The sequence below is a fragment of the Streptomyces sp. DSM 41931 genome, assembly GCF_050271085.1.
GTDB classification, from domain to species: domain Bacteria; phylum Actinomycetota; class Actinomycetes; order Streptomycetales; family Streptomycetaceae; genus Streptomyces; species Streptomyces albogriseolus.
This window is the reverse complement of sequence record NZ_CP189902.1, coordinates 1316105-1334601: the sequence shown is the minus strand read 5'-3', so window position 1 is coordinate 1334601 and position 18497 is coordinate 1316105. Positions and strand designations below refer to the sequence as shown.

The 18497-nt window shown below is 73.6% G+C and carries 13 protein-coding genes; 8 read left to right on the top strand and 5 right to left on the bottom strand.

The window, feature by feature from the left end:
- Positions 1–66: 66 nt before the first annotated feature.
- Together ACP7TJ_RS06395 and ACP7TJ_RS06390 are read right to left on the bottom strand one after the other, a co-directional pair.
- Positions 67–1071, bottom strand: coding sequence for a phosphatase PAP2 family protein (locus ACP7TJ_RS06395; RefSeq protein WP_167744367.1), 1005 nt, complete (start codon positions 1069–1071; stop codon positions 67–69).
- A gap of 230 nt (positions 1072–1301) precedes the next feature.
- Positions 1302–2582, bottom strand: a complete 1281-nt coding sequence (locus ACP7TJ_RS06390) for a glycosyltransferase family 39 protein (RefSeq protein ID WP_401544721.1) — start codon at positions 2580–2582, stop codon at positions 1302–1304.
- Between the two features lie 263 nt (positions 2583–2845).
- Here ACP7TJ_RS06390 and ACP7TJ_RS06385 point away from each other — a divergent pair, with 263 nt between their 5' ends.
- Together ACP7TJ_RS06385 and ACP7TJ_RS06380 are read left to right on the top strand one after the other, a co-directional pair.
- A complete protein-coding gene (locus ACP7TJ_RS06385; protein ID WP_167744369.1) occupies positions 2846–4471 on the top strand; it encodes an MFS transporter in 1626 nt (541 codons plus the stop codon).
- Positions 4472–4586: 115 nt separating this feature from the next.
- On the top strand, positions 4587–5777 hold the full coding sequence (locus ACP7TJ_RS06380; RefSeq protein ID WP_189911933.1) for an acyl-CoA dehydrogenase family protein: 1191 nt from the start codon (positions 4587–4589) through the stop codon (positions 5775–5777).
- A 40-nt stretch (positions 5778–5817) separates the two neighbouring features.
- Here ACP7TJ_RS06380 and ACP7TJ_RS06375 read toward each other — a convergent pair whose 3' ends face one another.
- Complete coding sequence (locus tag ACP7TJ_RS06375) at positions 5818–6255, bottom strand: cell division protein SepF (protein WP_093765006.1); 438 nt, start codon at positions 6253–6255, stop codon at positions 5818–5820.
- Between the two features lie 291 nt (positions 6256–6546).
- Between ACP7TJ_RS06375 and ACP7TJ_RS06370 the strand changes: the two genes are divergently transcribed.
- The 3 genes from ACP7TJ_RS06370 (at position 6547) to ACP7TJ_RS06360 (ending at position 10499) form a co-directional block, all read left to right on the top strand.
- Positions 6547–7707 carry a DUF5685 family protein gene (locus ACP7TJ_RS06370; RefSeq protein ID WP_189911932.1) on the top strand — a complete coding sequence of 387 codons (1161 nt, stop codon included), beginning with the start codon at positions 6547–6549 and terminating at the stop codon, positions 7705–7707.
- Positions 7708–8037: 330 nt separating this feature from the next.
- Positions 8038–8943 (top strand): S1 family peptidase, encoded by a 906-nt coding sequence (locus ACP7TJ_RS06365; RefSeq protein ID WP_167744371.1) that lies wholly within the window; start codon positions 8038–8040, stop codon positions 8941–8943.
- Positions 8944–9452: 509 nt separating this feature from the next.
- Positions 9453–10499, top strand: a complete 1047-nt coding sequence (locus ACP7TJ_RS06360; RefSeq protein WP_167744430.1) for a S1 family peptidase — start codon at positions 9453–9455, stop codon at positions 10497–10499.
- 59 nt (positions 10500–10558) lie between these two features.
- Here ACP7TJ_RS06360 and ACP7TJ_RS06355 read toward each other — a convergent pair whose 3' ends face one another.
- The gene (locus tag ACP7TJ_RS06355; protein ID WP_093765002.1) at positions 10559–11620 is read right to left on the bottom strand and encodes a DUF3533 domain-containing protein; all 1062 of its coding nucleotides are present in this window, start codon (positions 11618–11620) and stop codon (positions 10559–10561) included.
- 154 nt (positions 11621–11774) lie between these two features.
- Between ACP7TJ_RS06355 and ACP7TJ_RS06350 the strand changes: the two genes are divergently transcribed.
- The 3 genes from ACP7TJ_RS06350 to ACP7TJ_RS06340 all read left to right on the top strand — a co-directional run bounded on the left by ACP7TJ_RS06350 (position 11775) and on the right by ACP7TJ_RS06340 (position 17354).
- Positions 11775–15338 (top strand): DNA polymerase III subunit alpha, encoded by a 3564-nt coding sequence (locus ACP7TJ_RS06350; protein ID WP_427762410.1) that lies wholly within the window; start codon positions 11775–11777, stop codon positions 15336–15338.
- Positions 15335–16303 (top strand): DNA polymerase Y family protein, encoded by a 969-nt coding sequence (locus tag ACP7TJ_RS06345; RefSeq protein ID WP_167744374.1) that lies wholly within the window; start codon positions 15335–15337, stop codon positions 16301–16303. The genes ACP7TJ_RS06350 and ACP7TJ_RS06345 overlap by 4 nt, the downstream gene beginning before the upstream one ends.
- A gap of 190 nt (positions 16304–16493) precedes the next feature.
- Entirely contained in the window at positions 16494–17354 is an 861-nt protein-coding gene (locus tag ACP7TJ_RS06340) for an esterase/lipase family protein (protein ID WP_093765000.1), read from the top strand.
- 74 nt (positions 17355–17428) lie between these two features.
- Here the strand turns inward: ACP7TJ_RS06340 and ACP7TJ_RS06335 are convergent, their stop codons facing one another.
- The gene (locus ACP7TJ_RS06335; protein WP_167744376.1) at positions 17429–18466 is read right to left on the bottom strand and encodes a lytic polysaccharide monooxygenase auxiliary activity family 9 protein; all 1038 of its coding nucleotides are present in this window, start codon (positions 18464–18466) and stop codon (positions 17429–17431) included.
- Positions 18467–18497 lie beyond the last annotated feature (31 nt).

Sequence of the window (18497 nt, the reverse complement as noted above, 5' to 3'; positions counted from 1 at the left end):
CTGAGACACGCCGACGGCCCCGGTCCTCAGGTGGAGGACCGGGGCCGTCGGCGTGTCAGGCGTCGCTCAGGGGCGTGGCGCCGGTGTCGTCCCGCGCGGGTGGCGGTCGGTGTGCTGCGGGCGCCTGCTGCCGACGGGCGTCACCGGGGAGCGTTCGGCACGGCTGGTGTGCGGGCCGGGCGCGAGATAGACCGGCGACCGGGCCGCGCGCCCGGCGGGAACCGGCTCGTGCACGGTGTCGGCGGCGCGCTCGGCGAGCGGACGGACCACGACGGGGCGGCCCGCCGGGGCGGGCACCGGGGCCTTGGCCCCGCGGCGGTCGCGCAGCCGGTCCCGCACGGCGAGGATCCGGGCCTCGGCCCGCGCGATCAGCGGCTCGAACCAGGGCAGCGCGAGCAGGATCAGCAGGCCCGCGGCCCAGCCCAGCAGCACGTCGCTCAGCCAGTGGGTGCCGATGTAGACGGTGGACAGGCCGACGCCCAGGGACGTCACCGCGGACAGCGCCGAAAGCCAGCGGCGGGCCCGCGGGGTGGAGGCCAGATAGGCCAGGATTCCCCAGGTCACCACGGCGTTCGCGGTGTGACCGCTCGGAAATATATCCCCGCCGAGCCACATCTCGTTCGAGCCGATCTCGGTCGCGTAGTGCGGCCCGAGCCGCCCCATGCCGTACTTCGCGGCGCCCACCGTGACGTTGAGCAGCAGCAGGGAGACGCCGAGGGCGAGCAGCGGACGCAGCGTGTGCTGCCGCCAGGAGCGCCAGCCGAGCCAGGCGGCGACCATCACGGCGGTGGGGCCGCGCTGGCCCAGCACCACGTAGTAGTCGACGAAGGCGTGCAGCTCCGGCCACTGCTGGTAGGGGCGGAAGAACATGACCTGCCAGTCCAGACGGACCAGCCAGGAGGTGGCCACCACGGCCCACACGATCGCCGCGTAGAAGGCCAGGGTCGCGCCGAGGAGCACGATCCGGTGCCGGCTCATTCGCGGCATGCCGACGTGGGCCGGTCGCTCCGGCTCACGGTCCAGCCTCGCGAACACCCGGTCCAGACGGGTGTGACTCCGTTCGGTACGCACCCAATCGACGTTACAGCGAGTGAGTGTGCGGCCCCGACGATTCAGCGGCTTTGTGATGACGATGTGATGTGGCATTCCTCTCAGCCGGGTCTTTATTTCCGGCGAATCCGAACCCCCGCGCGCAATTGTTTTGGGCATGTCGTGCGCCGGGTTTATCGGCCGTCCGAATTGGTTCACCCGGGGCTCGCGCGGAATTCCCGTCCCGCTCACCGGCCGGCCGCGTGGCGGGATCAGGGCGGTCCGGACCCGTTCAGCCAGAAGGCGCCGTACGCCGCCGATGCCGCCGCGACCGCCCCCAGCCCCGCCGCGAGCAGGCGCGTCCGCGCCCGGGCCAGGGCCACGGCGAGCGGCAGGAGCAGCGGGAAGGCCGGCATCAGCAGCCGCGGTTTCGACCCGAAGTAGCTCGACGCGCACAGGGCGAGCGCGGTGACCGTGCCGGCGTAGACGAGCAGCGGAAGCGGCTGCCGCTGCCGTACGCACAGGACGTAGAGCCACACCACCAGAGCCACGCCCAGCACCAGCGCGGCCCCGGCCAGGGCCGACGGGAAGGACGTGAACCGGCCGACGACGAACAGGGCGAAGGCGTAGCCGCCGTCGAAGCCGTTGCGCCAGCCGGCCTGCACGTCCAGATAGCCCAGCGGGCCGCCCCCGGTCCGGTCGCCGACCCACAGGACGTATCCGGCGGCACCGAGGGGCGCGAGCAGCATCCCGGCCATCCGGCGCAGGCGCACACCGGGGGCGTGCGGCGATGACGGAGCGCCGTCGGATGAGCCCGCACGCGGGGCGCCGGGCGGGGGACCGGCGCGGCCGTCGCCGCGCGCGCCACCCGCCGGCGCCGTACTGCCGTCCCCCACGAAGGAGGAGCCGGAGCGCTCCCGCAGGAAGGCGGCCACCCCGGCCGCCCACACCGCCGCGACCACCGCGAGCCCCACCGGCCGGGTCAGCCCCGCCAGCCCCGCCAGCAGGCCCGCCGTCACCCAGCGCCCCGTCAGCACCGCGTACAGCGCCCAGGCCGCCAACGCCGTGAACAGCGACTCGCTGTACGCCATCGACTGCACGATCCCGACCGGCAGCACCGCCCACAGCAGCACCGCGCACACCCCGGCCCGCCGCCCGTACAGACGGTCGGCCACCGCGAAGATCCCCCAGGCCGCGGCGAGCGAGGCGAGCAGGCTCACCACGAACCCCCCGTCGGCGTGCGACAGCGGGGACACCGCCGCCACCAGCCGCTCCAGCCACGGCAGCAGCGGGAAGAACGCCAGGTTGGAGTGCACGTCGCCGTTCGGCAGCCGCACCTCGTAGCCGTACCCCAGCTCGGCGACCCTCGTGTACCAGAGGGAGTCCCAGCGGGCGGTCAGCAAGGTGTGCGCGCTCTTGCCGCGCGCCTCGCTCCACAGGGCCAGGACGACCAGGCCCAGGGCGCGCACGGCGGCGTACCCGAGGAGCGCCGGGGCGGCCCGGCGAAGAGCTCCGGGGCGGGCCGCGACGGCACGCGTCTCGAGATCGTTCACGCGCCGATTATCGACCCGGCCCGGAACCGGCCCGCCCGCGTCGGCGCGGGAACCGGACGGAAGGAGTGGTGTACGCCACACCGATCGGCCGCGAGGTTGAGAGGCCCGCCACTCGACCTCGGCGTTCCCTCGCGTACTCTGACGTGTCACTCGCCGTTCGCCGCGCGGGCCGGGGACGACCGCTCCTCTCCGGCCGAGGCACGGGGGAGTCCCCCACCCCGTGAGCCCGCGGTACCGCGAGGGAACTTCTGGGAGGTACGTACATGTCCGGGACGACCACGGCCGCCGCGCTGCGCCGTCGGGCGGCCGGGGCCGGTGCCAACCGGTGGGTGGTGCTCGTCGTCCTCTGCGTCAGCCTGCTGCTGGTCGCCGTCGACGCCACCGTGCTGCACGTGGCCGTCCCCGCCGTCACCGAGGACCTCAAGCCCGGCGCGGTGGAACTGCTCTGGATCGTCGACGCCTATCCGCTGGTCTGCGCCTCGCTGCTGATCCTGTTCGGCACCCTGGGCGACCGGGTCGGCCGCAGACGCGTCCTCCTCCTCGGCTACACCCTGTTCGGCGTGGCCTCGGCCATGGCGGCCTTCGCGGACAACGCGCACCTGCTGATCGTGGCGCGGGCGCTGCTCGGCGTCGGCGGCGCGATGATCATGCCGGCCACGCTGTCGATCCTGCGCCAGGTCTTCCCCGACCGCCGTGAGCGGGCGCTCGCCATCGGCGTCTGGAGCGCCGTCGCCGCCGTGGGCGCCGCGGTCGGACCGCTGCTCGGCGGCTTCCTGCTGGAGCACTTCTGGTGGGGCTCGGTCTTCCTGGTCAACATTCCGCTGATGCTGGTCAGCCTGCCCGTCGGGCGGATCCTGCTGCCCGAGTCGAAGGGCGACGGCGACGGCCCCTGGGACGTGGTCGGCGCGCTCACGGCCGCCGCCGGGCTGTTCGCGGTGGTCCTCGGCGTGAAGCGGCTCGGCGCGGGTGACCTCGGCGCGGCCACGCTGGTGCCGCTGGCCGCCGGGGCCGCGCTGCTGGTGCTGTTCGTCCGCCGGCAGCGGCGGCGCGAGCACCCGCTGCTCGACCTGCGGATGTTCTCCCGGCCCGCGTTCAGCACCTCGGTCGGCTGCATCGTGCTGGCCATGCTCGCGCTGGTGGGCCTTGAACTGATCGCCGCGCAGTACCTCCAGCTGGTGCTGGGGCTGTCCCCGCTGGAGACCGGGCTGCGGCTGGTGCCGCTCACGTTCGCGGCGATGGCCGCGGGCCTGGCGGGCGCGCGGATGCTGCGCCGGTTCGGCCCGCGCCGCATGGTCTCCCTCGGCTTCTGCCTCACGGCCGGGGCGGTGGTGCTGCTGACCGCGATGGGAAGCGAGGACAACGCCCCGCTGCTGCTCGGCGGGTTCGTGCTGCTCGGCTTCGGCCTGGAGACGACCCTGTTCGGCGCGTACGAGTCGATGCTCAGCGAGGCCCCGCAGGACCAGGCCGGCGGGGCGGCGGCCGTCGGCGAGACGTCCTACCAGCTCGGCGCCGGCATCGGCATCGCGCTGCTCGGCAGCGTGATGAACGCGGCCTACGCGCCCGGCCTCTCCCAGGTCCCCGGGGTGCCCGACCGGGCGTCCGCCGCGGCGGCGCACTCGCTCGGCGAGGCCTACGAGGTGGCGGCGCGGCTCGGCGGCCCCGCGGGGGAGGCGCTGCGGCTCGCCGCACGCCACTCCTTCGTCCACGGCCTGCACGTCACGCTCCTGGTCAGCGCGGGCCTGCTCCTGGCCGGCGCGGCGATGGCCCTGCGCCTGCCCCGCCTGATGCACTGCGACCCGGAGGAGGAGGCTCCCTCCGGGGACGCCCCCGTGCGGATGCCCGCGCAGCGCGAGTCGCGGGAGTCGCGGGGGTCCGGCGTCACGGTGTGAGGCGTCCGGCACGGGCCGGGGTGGACGCCGGGGGGAGCGCGTCGTAACGTCGGCCCGAGCCCGACTAGCAGTGCTAGTCGACGTACCGGATGACCAGCCCCCGGAGGGTGCCCCCATGGCCGCGTCCGCGAAGCCGCCCGCGTTCGACCCCGCCGACCCCCTCGGCCTCGACGACCTGCTGGAGCCGGAGGACCTGGCGATCCGGGACACGGTGCGCGGCTGGGCGGCGGACCGGGTGCTGCCGTACGTCGCGGACTGGTACGAGAAGGGCGAGCTGCCCGGCATCCGGGAGCTGGCCCGGGAACTCGGCGGGATCGGCGCGCTCGGCATGTCCCTCGACGGCTACGGCTGCGCGGGGGCGAGCGCCGTGCAGTACGGGCTGGCCTGCCTGGAACTGGAGGCGGCCGACTCCGGCATCCGCTCCCTGGTCTCCGTGCAGGGCTCCCTCGCCATGTACGCGATCCACCGCTTCGGCAGCGAGGAGCAGAAGCAGCGGTGGCTGCCCCGGATGGCGGCGGGCGAGGTCATCGGCTGCTTCGGGCTGACCGAGCCCGACCACGGCTCCGACCCCGGCTCGATGCGCACCTACGCCAAACGCGACGGCGCCGACTGGGTGCTCAACGGCCGGAAGATGTGGATCACCAACGGGTCCGTGGCCGGGGTCGCCGTGGTGTGGGCGCAGACCGACGAGGGCATCCGCGGCTTCGCCGTGCCCACCGACGCGTCCGGCTTCTCGGCGCCGGAGATCACGCACAAGTGGTCCCTGCGCGCCTCCGTCACCAGCGAGCTGGTCATGGACGACGTACGGCTGCCCGCCGACGCGGTGCTGCCGGGGGTGACGGGGCTGAAGGGCCCGCTGAGCTGTCTGTCGCACGCCCGGTACGGGATCGTGTGGGGCGCGATGGGCGCCGCGCGGAGCTGTTTCGAGACGGCGGTCGACTACGCGAAGTCACGGGAGCAGTTCGGGCGGCCCATCGGCGGCTTCCAGCTCACCCAGGCCAAGCTCGCCGACATGGCGGTGGAACTGCACAAGGGGATCCTGCTCGCCCACCATCTGGGGCGGCGGATGGACGCCGGCCGCCTGCGTCCCGAGCAGGTCAGCTTCGGCAAGCTCAACAACGTGCGCGAGGCGATCGAGATCTGCCGTACGGCCCGGACGATCCTCGGGGCCAACGGGATCTCGCTGGAGTACCCGGTGATGCGGCACGCGACGAACCTGGAGTCGGTGCTCACCTACGAGGGCACCGTGGAGATGCATCAGCTCGTGCTGGGCAAGGCCCTCACCGGGATCGACGCGTTCCGGTAGACAGGCCCGCGGGGGGCGGGGCCGGCTCGGCGGCCCCGCCTCAGCTCTGGTTGAAGAAACCGTCGGCGCGGTGCGCGGCCGGCTCGCCACTGACCACCTCGGTGTCGGCGGGGCTGAGCAGGAACACGCGGTTGGACACCCGCTCGATGGAGCCGCGCAGACCGAAGATCAGGCCCGCCGCGAAGTCGACGACGCGCTTGGCGTCGCCGGCGTCCATGGCCGTGAGGTTCATGATGACCGGCACGCCCTCGCGGAACAGCTCACCGATGGCGCGGGCGTCCCGGAAGCTGTCCGGGGTGACCGTGCCGATCCGGCGGCCCCGCTCCTGGGCGGCGTCCGCGGCCACCTTGACCCGCGGATCGGTGACCCAGGCCTCCCCGGGCTCGGGCCCGTCGGAGTAGTCGTCGTCGTAGTAACGCTCGTCTTCGTTGTCGTCGACGAGGCCAAGCCAGGCACTCGCCTTGCGTACCGATCCCATGGACGCCTCCTCTCACAGCGGTCTTTCGTGCTTTCCGCATCCCTATGGTCGTCCATGATGCGGAGGGTGCGCCAAGTGGATAGACGCCGCGCGGGGGGTTTGTGACGGTACTGGTGCACAGCGAATCCGTCGAGAGTCCTGGTTTCCCAAGGGCCCTGACACAAACGGCTGCTGACTGTGAGTGAAATATGATTCTACGCAGCGTACGGGTGAAGAGGGGCGCATCCGGGTGAACGCCGCGACCGGTACGATGCCGCAGCCGAACGTCGTACACACGCACGGGGGGACGTCGTGTTCGGGATCGTCAGGCCCTGCCGCCACCGGCTGGGCGAGAAACTCACCGCCCAGTGGACGGCCCATCTCTGCGGGCTCTGTCTGGCCCTGCGCGGCGACCACGGGCAGCTCGCGCGGATCGTCACGAATTACGACGGCTTGCTGATCTCCGTCCTGACGGAGGCTCAGGCGGATCCGGGCGGCGGCACGGGACGCCGGACCGCCGGCCCCTGTCCGCTGCGCGGAATGCGCACCGCGTCCGTCGCCCAGGGCGAGGGCGCGCGGCTGGCCGCGGCCGTCTCCCTCGTCCTCGCCTCCGCGAAGGTGCGCGACCATGTCACCGACGGGGACGGGCTGCTGGCCCGCCGGCCGGTGGCGCTCGCCGCGCGCAGGGTGGCGGCGAGCTGGGACCGGGCGGGCGCCCGGACCGGCTCCGACGTCGGGTTCGACACCGCGGTCCTGGTCGACGCGGTGGACCGGCAGACCGGCGTCGAGTCGCTGGCCGGACCCGGCACCCCGGTGCTCGCCGTCACCGAGCCGACCGAGACGGCGACCGCGGCGGCCTTCGCGCACACCGCGGTGCTCGCCGGGCGGCCGCACAACGCCGGACCGCTCGCGGAGGCCGGGCGCCTCTTCGGGCGGCTCGCGCATCTGCTGGACGCGGTGGAGGACCGGGAGGCCGACGCCGCCTCCGGCGCCTGGAACCCGCTCACCGCCACGGGCACCTCGCTCGACGAGGCCCGCCGGCTCGCCGACGACGCGGTCCACGGCATCCGGCTGGCGCTGCGCGAGGTCGAGTTCACGGACGGCTCTCTCGCCCACCGGCTTCTCGTGCATGAACTCCCCGACTCCGTCCGGCGTGTCTTCGGTACGCCCTCCTGTGCCCACGGTTCGCATCCGTACGCCCCTCCGGGTGCTCCCGGTGCGCCGGGCGGGCCCACGCCGCCCGGACCGCCGCGCCGGGACCGGCGCGGGCTGCTGGCGGGGTGCGCCGTGTGGCTGGGACTCGCCTGCACCTGTCAGCTCTGCTGCGGGACCTACGAGGACCCGTGGACGCGTGAGCGCAAGGAGGGCTGCCTCAACAACTGCGACTGCGACTGCTGCGAGTGCTGCGACTGCTGCAGTTGTTGCGGGGAGGACGGCTGTTGCGGCGGGTGCGACTGCGGCTGCGACTGCTGAGCCGGCCTCGGACGTGACAGGCGCGCTCGCGGTTCCCTCCGTGGGCCCTCCGGGGGCGAGATTCGGCCACCCCGATCGTTGTTCGACCGGTCGTCACCCTGGTGTGACGACCGGTAACGCAGGGCCTGGAGGGGAGCAAGTCGACCAGTCGTCCCTAATCCGTAGGCCAAAAGGCACCCTTGCGCCGAACGGTCGGTCGGCCGAATACTCGCCGCAGCGCTTGTCAGGGGCACGTCGGGTCCGGAATCCGGTCCGCCGGCCGCTGACTGCGCCTCACCGGGCCCGCAAACCCCACGAGGGCCCCCAACTTCCTTTGTGGAGGAACGAAACGTGAGGATCAAGCGCACCACCCCCCAGAGCGGCATCTCGAGACGGACTCGGCTGATCGCCGTTTCCACCGGCCTCGTGGCCGCCGCCGCGATCGCGGTCCCCAGCGCGAACGCGGCCGACACCCCCACCACCTTCAGCTCCTCCGAGCTCAAGAGCGTGAGCGGTTCGGTGCTGAAGGCCGACGTCCCCGGCACCGCCTGGGCCGTCGACAGCAAGACCAACCGGGTCGTCGTGACCGTCGACAGCACCGTCTCCCAGGCCGAGATCAACAAGATCAAGCAGCAGGCCGGGGAGGACGCCGAGGCGATCACCGTCAAGCGCACCCCGGGCAAGTTCACCAAGCTCATCCAGGGCGGTGACGCCATCTACGCGAGCAGCTGGCGCTGCTCCCTCGGCTTCAACGTCCGCAGCAGCAGCGGCGTCGACTACTTCCTGACCGCCGGTCACTGCACCGACGGCGCGGGCACCTGGTACTCCAACTCCGCCCGCACCACGGCCATCGGCTCGACGGCCGGATCCAGCTTCCCGGGCAACGACTACGGCATCGTCCGGTACACCGGGTCCGTCAGCCGGCCCGGCACCGCGAACGGCGTGGACATCACCCGCGCCGCCACCCCGAGCGTGGGCACCACCGTCATCCGTGACGGCTCCACCACGGGCACGCACAGCGGCCGGGTCACCGCCCTCAACGCGACCGTCAACTACGGCGGCGGCGACATCGTCTCCGGCCTCATCCAGACCACGGTCTGCGCCGAGCCCGGCGACTCCGGCGGCCCGCTCTACGGCAGCAACGGCACCGCGTACGGTCTGACCTCCGGCGGCAGCGGCAACTGCTCCTCCGGCGGCACGACCTTCTTCCAGCCGGTGACCGAGGCCCTGAGCGCCTACGGGGTCAGCGTCTACTAGGACGCCCCGCCGGCACGGCCGGTCCGGTACGGCTCCCGAGGAGCCGGCAGCCCCACGAGCCCCCGCACGCGATCCGCGTGCGGGGGCTCGTCCCTGTTCCGGGCCGGGCGCCGCGGCCGGTGCGATTGGCAACTCCCGCTCACCGCACGCCGGACGGATCTCGCCGCGGAGGGTTGATTTTCGGCCAGCGACCGAACGGGCGGTGCGTGCCCCCGGTGACCCCCGCGTGACGTTTGCAGTATGAACCGTCCCGCGTCTCCATGAACTGTCAGGACATAGAGGGCGCACGGCCGTTGACGTACGCGCGTCCGGAAGTCGACCTTGTGTGCTCCCTGTGACGTTCGGAAGAGTGGGCGGCGTTCGACCGGCGCGGGCGTGGCTTTTTCTGTGCTCCACCCCCGTGGCCGTACGCCTTCCGGTCCGGCGAGGTCCCCACAACCCCTCCGGGCCGTCCCCCCACAGGAGGACGTGAGTTGAAGCACCGACGCATACCCAGGCGCCGTGCCGTCATGGCGGGTGCGGGCATCGCCGCACTGGCCGCGGGCGCGGTCACCTTCCAGACTGCGAACGCCAGCGAGGTCCCGGCCGACGCCGCGCCCCGCACCCTCTCGGTCCAGGCGGCCGGAAACCTCGCCTCGGCGCTGCTCCAGGACCTGGGCGGCGACGCGGCGGGAACGTACTACGACGCGAAGAGCAAGAGCCTCGTGGTGAACGTGCTCGACGAGGCCGCGGCCGGGACCGTCGAGTCGGCCGGCGCGAAGGCCAGAGTCGTGGCGAACTCGCTCGCCGAGCTGAAGAGCGCGCGCACCACGCTCCAGCAGGACGCCACCATCCCGGGCACCTCCTGGGTGACCGACCCGGTCTCCAACAAGGTCGTCGTCACGGCGGACCGCACGGTCTCCAAGGCCGAGTGGGCCAAGCTGACCGAGGTCGCCGAGGGTCTCGGGACCACGGTGGAGCTCCAGCGCACCCAGGGTGAGTTCAAGCCCTTCATCGCGGGCGGCGACGCCATCACCGGCAACGGCGGGCGCTGCTCGCTGGGCTTCAACGTGACCAAGGGCGGTGAGCCGCACTTCCTCACCGCGGGCCACTGCACCGAGGGGATCTCGACCTGGTCGGACTCCTCGGGCCAGGTCATCGGTGAGAACGCCGCGTCCAGCTTCCCGGGCGACGACTACGGCCTGGTCAAGTACACGGCCGACGTGGCGCACCCGAGCCAGGTGAACCTGTACGACGGCTCCTCGCAGTCGATCTCCGGCGCGGCCGAGGCCGCCGTCGGCATGCAGGTGACCCGCAGCGGCTCCACCACCCAGGTCCACTCCGGCACGGTCACCGGCCTGGACGCCACCGTGAACTACGGCAACGGCGACATCGTCAACGGTCTGATCCAGACCGACGTGTGCGCCGAGCCCGGCGACAGCGGCGGCTCGCTCTTCTCGGGCGACAAGGCGGTCGGCCTGACATCCGGCGGCAGCGGCGACTGCACCTCGGGCGGCACGACCTTCTTCCAGCCCGTGACCGAGGCCCTGTCGGCCACCGGTACGCAGATCGGCTGAGCCCGCTCCGGCCGCACGGCGTCCCGCCCCTCCCGCGCGGAGGGGCGGGACGCTCGCGTTCAGGCACCGGATCCTCGTGCGGTGCGCGCCGGCTCCGGACGCCGGCGCAGCGCCGACATCAGCACGGTGACGGCGGTCCCCGCCACGGCCCAGGCGGACAGGACCAGCAGCGGGCCGGTCACGTCGTTGCCCCGGAAGTACACGATCGAGCGGGCCGCCCAGGTGCCCGCTCCCGGTGGGAGTGCCGGTCCGATCGCCGCCCAGAACGGCGGCAGCAGCGGCGCCGGCAGGGCCCCGCCCGCGCTCGGGTTGCCCAGGATCACCACGAGCAGGATCGCCACGCCGATCCCGATGACCCCGAGGACCGCCTGCAGCGCGAGCGTGGCGGCGCCGACGGCGAAGATGATCAGGGCGCCCAGCCCCCACAGGCCCGCGAAACCGTCCGGCAGCGCGTCCAGGGCGGGGCCGACGACGAGCGCGCCGCCGAGCCCGCCGAGCACCGCGACCACGGCCATGGCGCCGAGCCGGATCACCGCCCGGCGCGGGGTGGACGCGCGGGCGCCCGCGCTGATCGCCAGGATGGACGCGCACAGATAGCCGCCCACGCACCAGCCGACCACCACGTAGAACGACGACAGACCGTTGGCGTCCTGGGCGGAGGCGGGGGCGACGTCCTCGACCCGCAGGGTGCGCCGCTCGTCCCGCTCCACCTCGGTGAAGAGCCGCTCCAGGGCGGTGGCCAGCGCGGTGCCGCCGCCGGTGGCGACCAGCAGGGTGTCGGTGGTCCCCTCGGGGTCGACCACCAGGGCCCCGTCGATGTCCCGGGCCTCGATCTGCCGGCGGGCGGTGTCCGCGCCGTCCACCGCCCGTGGGTCCAGCGGCGAGCCGGGCAGCTCCTTCAGCCGGGTTACGGTCTCCCGCGCCGCGGACGGGGGCGCGACGACCCCGACGGGCGCGTCCCGCAGCTGCGGGTGGTGCAGGGCGCCCACGTACGAGGTGATGAACAGCAGCATGAGCGCGATCACGCCGAGCACCAGCAGGGTGGCCCGGGGGGTGACGGCGTCGCGCACCTCACCGAGGAACGGGCGCGGGCGGGTCCCGGGGCCGGTGCTCTGTGTCATGTCCCCACGGTCCTGGGGAGCGGGTGTTTGCGCAGGTGGGACAGGGCCGAACGGATGTCGCACACTCATTCGAAAATTGGTCTATGGTGGGGGTGAGGTGACTGGGAACAGTTGTTCGATAGACGGTCGGGACTCATGAGTGCGGGAGGTGTGCGTGCCGGGTTTCACGCATCTGCACACCGTCTCCGGGTTCTCCCTGCGCTACGGCGCCTCCCACCCGGAACGGCTGGCCGAGCGCGCCTCCGAGCGCGGCATGGACGCCCTCGCCCTCACCGACCGCGACACCCTCGCCGGGTCCGTCCGCTTCGCCAAGGCCTGCGCCAAGGCCGGCGTCCGCCCGCTGTTCGGCGCGGAGCTGGCGGTGACGCCCCCGGCAGCCGCTCCCGGCCCCGGCGACAGCTCCGTACGCCGGGACCGCCGCCGCACCCCGGTGCGCGGCGGCGCCTTCGTCGACGAGTCGACACCGCGCGTGACCTTCCTCGCCCGGGACGGCGCCCGCGGCTGGGCCGACCTGTGCCGGCTGGTCTCCGCCGCCCACACCGCGGACGGCCTGCCCCGACTGGCCTGGGAGGACAACCACGCCGACGGACTGACCGTCCTGCTCGGCCCCGACTCCGACGTCGGCCGCGCCCTCGCCACGGGACGCCCCGACCGCGCCGCCCGGCTGCTCGCCCCCTGGCGCGAGGTGTACGGCGACGCGCTGCGCCTGGAGGCCGTCTGGCACGGCCGCACCGGCACCGGCCCCGGCTCGCTGCGGCTGGCCGCCCGCACCCTGGGCTTCGCCGCCGAGCAGCGGGTACGGCCCGTGCTCAGCAACGCCGTCCGGTACGCCGACCCCGGCCTCGGCCCGGTCGCCGACGTGCTGGACGCGGCCCGCCGGCTGGTCCCGGTCGACCCGGCCGAAGGGCTGGACCCGGGCGAGGCCTGGCTGAAGGACCAGGGCGCCATGCTGGGGACGGCCGAGCGGATCGTGGAGGCCGCCGGCTTCCGCCGCGAGACCGCCCTGCGGCTGCTCGACCAGACGCAGGCCACGGCAGCCGAGTGCCTGGTCGACCCCGAGGACGACCTCGGCATGGGCAGCGTCCACTTCCCCGAGCCGCACCTGGTCGGCGCCGGCCGTCGCACCGCCCAGCGGACGCTGGCCTCCCGCGCGGCGGCGGGCATGGTGCTGCGCGGCTACGACCGCCGCCGGGAGTACTGGGAGCGGATGCACCACGAGCTGGACATCATCGCCCACCACGGCTTCGCCTCCTACTTCCTCACCGTCGCCCAGGTCGTCGACGACGTGCGGGACATGGGCATCCGGGTCGCCGCACGGGGCTCCGGCGCCGGCTCGCTGGTCAACCATCTGCTGGGCATCGCGCACGCCGACCCGGTCGAGCACGGGCTGCTGATGGAGCGCTTCCTGTCCAAGGAGCGGGTGGTGCTGCCGGACATCGACATCGACGTGGAGTCCGCCCGGCGGCTCGAGGTCTACCGCGCGATCATCGGCCGGTTCGGCGCCGAGCGGGTCGCCACGGTCGCCATGCCGGAGACCTACCGGGTGCGCCACGCCATCCGGGACGTCGGCGCCGCGCTGTCCATGGACCCGGCCGAGATCGACCGGGTCGCCAAGTCCTTCCCGCACATCCGCGCCCGCGACGCCCGCGCGGCGCTCGAGGAGCTGCCCGAACTGCGGCAACTGGCGGGGGAGAAGGAGAAGTACGGCAGGCTGTGGGAGCTGGTCGAGGCCCTCGACGCGCTGCCGCGCGGTGTCGCCATGCACCCCTGCGGGGTGCTGCTGTCCGACGCCTCCCTGCTCTCCCGTACGCCGGTCATGCCGACCAGCGGCGAGGGCTTCCCGATGGCGCAGTTCGACAAGGACGACGTGGAGGATCTCGGGCTGCTCAAGCTGGACGTGCTGGGCGTGCGGATGCAGTCGGCGATGGCGCACGCGGTCGGCGAGGTGGAGCGGGCGACGGGGGAGCGGATCGACCTGGACGCGGTGCCGGAGGGCGATCCGGCGACGTACGGGCTGATCCGGTCGACCGAGACGCTCGGCTGCTTCCAGATCGAGTCTCCGGGCCAGCGGGACCTGGTCGGGCGGCTCCAGCCGTCCACCTTCCACGATCTGGTCGTGGACATCTCGCTGTTCCGGCCGGGACCGGTCGCCGCCGACATGGTGCGGCCGTTCATCGAGGCACGGCACGGGCGGGCGCCGGTGCGCTACCCGCACCCGGACCTGGAGGAGGCGCTGAAGGGGACGTACGGCGTCGTGGTCTTCCACGAGCAGGTCATCGACATCGTCTCGGTGCTGACCGGCTGCGGGCGCGGCGAGGCGGACCGGGTGCGGCGCGGGCTGTCCGACCCGGAGTCGCAGGGGCGGATCAAGGTGTGGTTCGCCCAGCACGCGGCGGCCCGGGGCTACGACGCGGAAACGATTCAGCGGACCTGGGAGATCGTCGAGGCCTTCGGCTCCTACGGCTTCTGCAAGGCGCACGCGGTCGCCTTCGCCGTGCCGACGTACCAGTCGGCGTGGCTGAAGGCGCACCATCCGGCCGCCTTCTACGCCGGGCTGCTCACCCACGACCCCGGGATGTACCCGAAGCGGCTGCTGCTGGCGGACGCCCGGCGGCGGGGGGTGCCGGTGCTGCCGCTGGACGTGAACAAGTCGGGGGTCGCACACAGGATCGAACTGGTGTCTGATTCGGGGGATGTGAAGGGAGCACCGAAGGACGCCCCCAGGAGCGGGAAGCCGGTGTGGGGCCTGCGCCTGGCGCTCTCCGACGTGCACGGCATCAGCGAGGCCGAGGCGGAGCGGATCGCCGAGGGCCGGCCGTACGCCTCGCTGCTCGACTTCTGGGAGCGGGCCCGGCCCAGCCGTCCGCTCGCCGGGCGGCTCGCCCAGGTCGGCGCGCTCGACGCGTTCGGCGCCAACCGCCGCGACCTGCAACTGCACCTGACCGAGCTGCACCGCGGCGCCCGCGGCGGACGCGGCGACCAGCTTCCGCTGTCCGGCGGCCGGCGGACCGCCCCGGCCGGGTTGCCCGACCTCACCGAGCCGGAGAAGCTCAGCGCCGAACTCGGCGTGCTGTCCATGGACGCCTCCCGCCATCTGATGGACGACCACGGCGCCTTCCTCAAGGAGCTGGGCGTGGTCTCCGCGCGGCGGCTGCGCGAGGTGCGGCACGGAGAGACGGTGCTGGTCGCGGGCGCCAAGGCGGCCACCCAGACCCCGCCCATCCGCTCCGGGCGGCGGGTCATCTTCTCCACCCTGGACGACGGCACGGGCCTGGTCGACCTCGCGTTCTTCGACGACTCGCACGACACCTGCGCCCACACCGTCTTCCACTCCTGGCTGCTGCTGGTGCGCGGGGTGGTGCAGCGGCGCGGTCCGCGCAGCTTCAGCGTGGTCGGCTCCGCCGCCTGGAACCTCGCCGACCTGCTGGAGGTCCGCCGGGAGGAGGGACTGGAGGGGGTCGCCGCGCGGCTCGCCGCCCCGGCCGGCAACGGCTCCGGGGCCGCCGACGACGGCGACGCGCCGGCCCGCAGGCGGCTGGCCGGTTCGGACGGGCTGCCCGCGCCGGCCGGTTCGGCCGCCCGGGATCCGATGGAGGAGCGGACGATCCGCATGCCCACGGGGTACGAGATGCACCCCTGGGCCGATCTGCGCCCCGCGGGCGAAGGGCCCGCGGTGGGAAGGAAGTTGTGGCACCAGAGTCCGGGGAGTGCGGGATGACCATTCTCTGCGTACGTTTCCAGCTGCCGCCGATGTACGAGGCGGCCCTGCCGGGGCTGCTCGGCCTGCTGGAGGAGTTCACCCCCGTCGTGCAGGCCCTGCCGCCGGACGGGGCGCTGGCCGATCTGCGCGGCGCCGAACGGTACTTCGGGCGCACCGCGCTGGAACTGGCCTCGGTGATCCGGGTGCGCGCCCTCGCCCTGCACGGCGTCGACTGCGTGATCGGCGCGGGTCCCGGACCGATGACGGCCCGCATGGCGCTGCGGGAGGCCCGGCCGGGGCGGACCCGCGCGGTGGCCGAGGACGAGGTGCGGGAGTTCCTCGCCGGACAGCCCGTCGTCGCGCTGCCCGGTGTGGGCGCCAGGACCGCCCGCACCCTGTGCGAATACGGCCTGGACACCCTCGGCCGGGTCGCCGCCGCCCCGCTGTCCACGCTCCAGCGGCTGGTGGGCGCCCGCGCCGGACGCGAGCTGCACGAGAAGGCGAACGGTGTCGACCGCGGCCGGGTCGTGCCCGACGCCGTCTCCCGGTCACTGGCCGCCGAACGCCCCTTCACCCGCGACGAGCTGGACCCCGGCCGGCACCGGCGCGCCCTGCTCTCGGCCGCCGAGGAGCTGGGCGCCCGGCTGCGCGCCCTGGACAAGGTCTGCCGCGGCCTCACCCTCACCGTCCGCTACGCCGACCGGTCGGCGACCACCCGCACCCGCACGCTCCCCGAGCCGACCGCGCACTCGCCCGCCCTCACCAGGGCGGCGTACGGCCTGTACGAGGCGCTCGGGCTGCAACGCGCCCGGGTGCGCGCGGTGGTGCTGCGCGCGGAGGGGCTCGACCCCGCCGAACAGGCCGCCCACCAGCTCACCTTCGACCCGGTGGACGAGAAGGTGCGCCGCATCGAGGAGGTCGCGGACCGCCTACGGGCCAAGTTCGGCCCGCACGCGGTGATGCCGGGGACGCTGGCGGCCTGATTCCTCCCGCTTGGTGAGGCACTATCAGGTCTCGGCGGGTGAGCGCGGGCCATTGTTGGGATTTTTTGCCGACCCGTAACCTCCAGGTTTTCCTACTCACCCGTAACTTGATGAGTGAACAGCATCCCGTGATCCGGATCACAGGGCGTAGGACCCCACCCTTCCCCTTGAGCCGCAAGGAGATCACACGATGCTGCCCTGGAAGCGGGTGATCAGACCGCTGGCCGCGTTCCTGCTGGCCGCGGTCGCCGTCATCGCCCCCGCCGCGTCGAGCGCGCAGGCCGCCGCCCCCAGCTCCGGCTGGAACGACTTCACCTGCAAGCCCTCCGCCGCCCACCCCCGCCCCGTCGTCCTGGTCCACGGCACCTTCGGCAACTCCGTCGACAACTGGCTGGGCCTCGCGCCTTACTTGAAGAACCGTGGCTACTGCGTCTTCTCCCTGGACTACGGCCAGCTCCCCGGCGTCCCCTTCTTCCACGGCCTCGGCCCCGTCGAGAAGTCCGCCGAACAGCTCGACGCCTACGTCGACCGGGTGCGCGCCGCGACCGGCGCCGCGGAGGTCGACCTCGTCGGCCACTCCCAGGGCGGCATGATGCCCCGCTACTACCTCAAGTTCCTCGGCGGCGCCGCCGAGGTGAACGCCCTCATCGGCATCGCCCCCAGCAACCACGGCACGACGCTCAGCGGCCTCACCGCGCTGCTGCCGTACTTCCCCGGCGCCGAGGACCTGCTCAGCACGGCCACCCCCGCCCTCGCCGACCAGATCGCCGGCTCCGCCTTCCTCACCAAGCTCAACGCGGGCGGCGACACCGTCCCCGGCGTCCGCTACACCGTCATCGCCACCAGGTACGACCAGGTCGTCACCCCGTACCGCAGCGCCTTCCTGACCGGTCCGAACGTCCGCAACGTGGTCCTCCAGGACCTCTGCGCGGTCGACCTGTCCGAGCACCTGGCCATCGGGCTGCTCGACCGGATCGCCTTCCACGAGGTGGCGAACGCCCTCGACCCGGACCGCGCGAAACGCACCACCTGCGCCTCTGTGTTCAGCTGACACGTGTCAGGTCGAGGTGAAAAGCAGCGGGTCCCTGTCCGGCCTGAGCCGCCGGACAGGGACCCGCCGCCGGTTCAGCGGCCGTGGCGTCCGGCCGCCGTGCGCCGCCGCGCGGAGGCGAACAGCGCGGCCGAGCCGAGCGCCAGCGCCGCGGCGCCGCCGGCCATCAGGTACGGCGTGTTCGCGTCGCCGCCGGTCTCCGCCAGGTCCTGCCCGCCGCCGGCCGCCTTCAGCTGGTTGCCGGTGTCCGCGGCGACCGGGTCGGCCGTGGTGGCGGGGTCGTCGTCGCCGTGCCCGTGGTTCTCGACCGTCGACTTCTCCGCGCCGGCCTCGATCTGCTCCTGGGACGGGGCGGAGGCGGACGGCGCCGGGGCGGGCGCCTCCTTCGGGGTGTCGCCACCCGCGGCCTCCTCGCCCTTGTCCGCCTCGCCGCTCTCGTCCGCCGTTCCGCCGCCGGCCGCGCCGCCGCCCGCCTGGGCGCCGCCGAAGGTGACGTCCGAGCAGGAGTAGAACGCCTCCGGGCTGTCCGACCGCTGCCAGACCGCGTACAGCAGCTGCCGGCCGGAGCGCTCCGGGAGGGCGCCGGAGAAGGTGTAGAAGCCGTCGACCGCGGCCGGGTCGGTGGACGTCGCCACCGGGTTGGCCAGGTCCAGGTCGTCCCAGGCCAGCGGCTGGGCCGGGTCGTAGCCGGGCTTGGTGATGTACACCGTGAAGGTGCCCTTGTGCGGGGCCGTCACCCGGTACTTGAAGGTGCGCTCGCCGCTGGACACGCTCGTCGCCGGCCAGTCGGCGCGCGCCAGGTCGAGGCCCTTGAACGCCTCGTTGCCGGCGCTGCACAGCTTGCCGTCCGGGATCAGCTCCTGGTGGCGGCCGCCCGCGTCACCGATGCGGACGCCGTTCCAGTCGTACAGCGCCTGGGTGCCGCCGGCCGCGACGGCCGCCTTGCACGCCTCCGACGTCGGGCTCTCCGGCCCCTCGCCGAAGCACTGGAAGACCCGGCTGACCGGGTCGCCCATCGAACCGTGGGCGGCGGCCGGCGCGGCGGCCAGTCCGGTGAGGGCGAGCGGGGCGAGACCTATGACGGCGACAGCGGCCTTGCGGCGTGCGGACATGGGGCAGCAACTCCTCGGCGAACAGCGGATC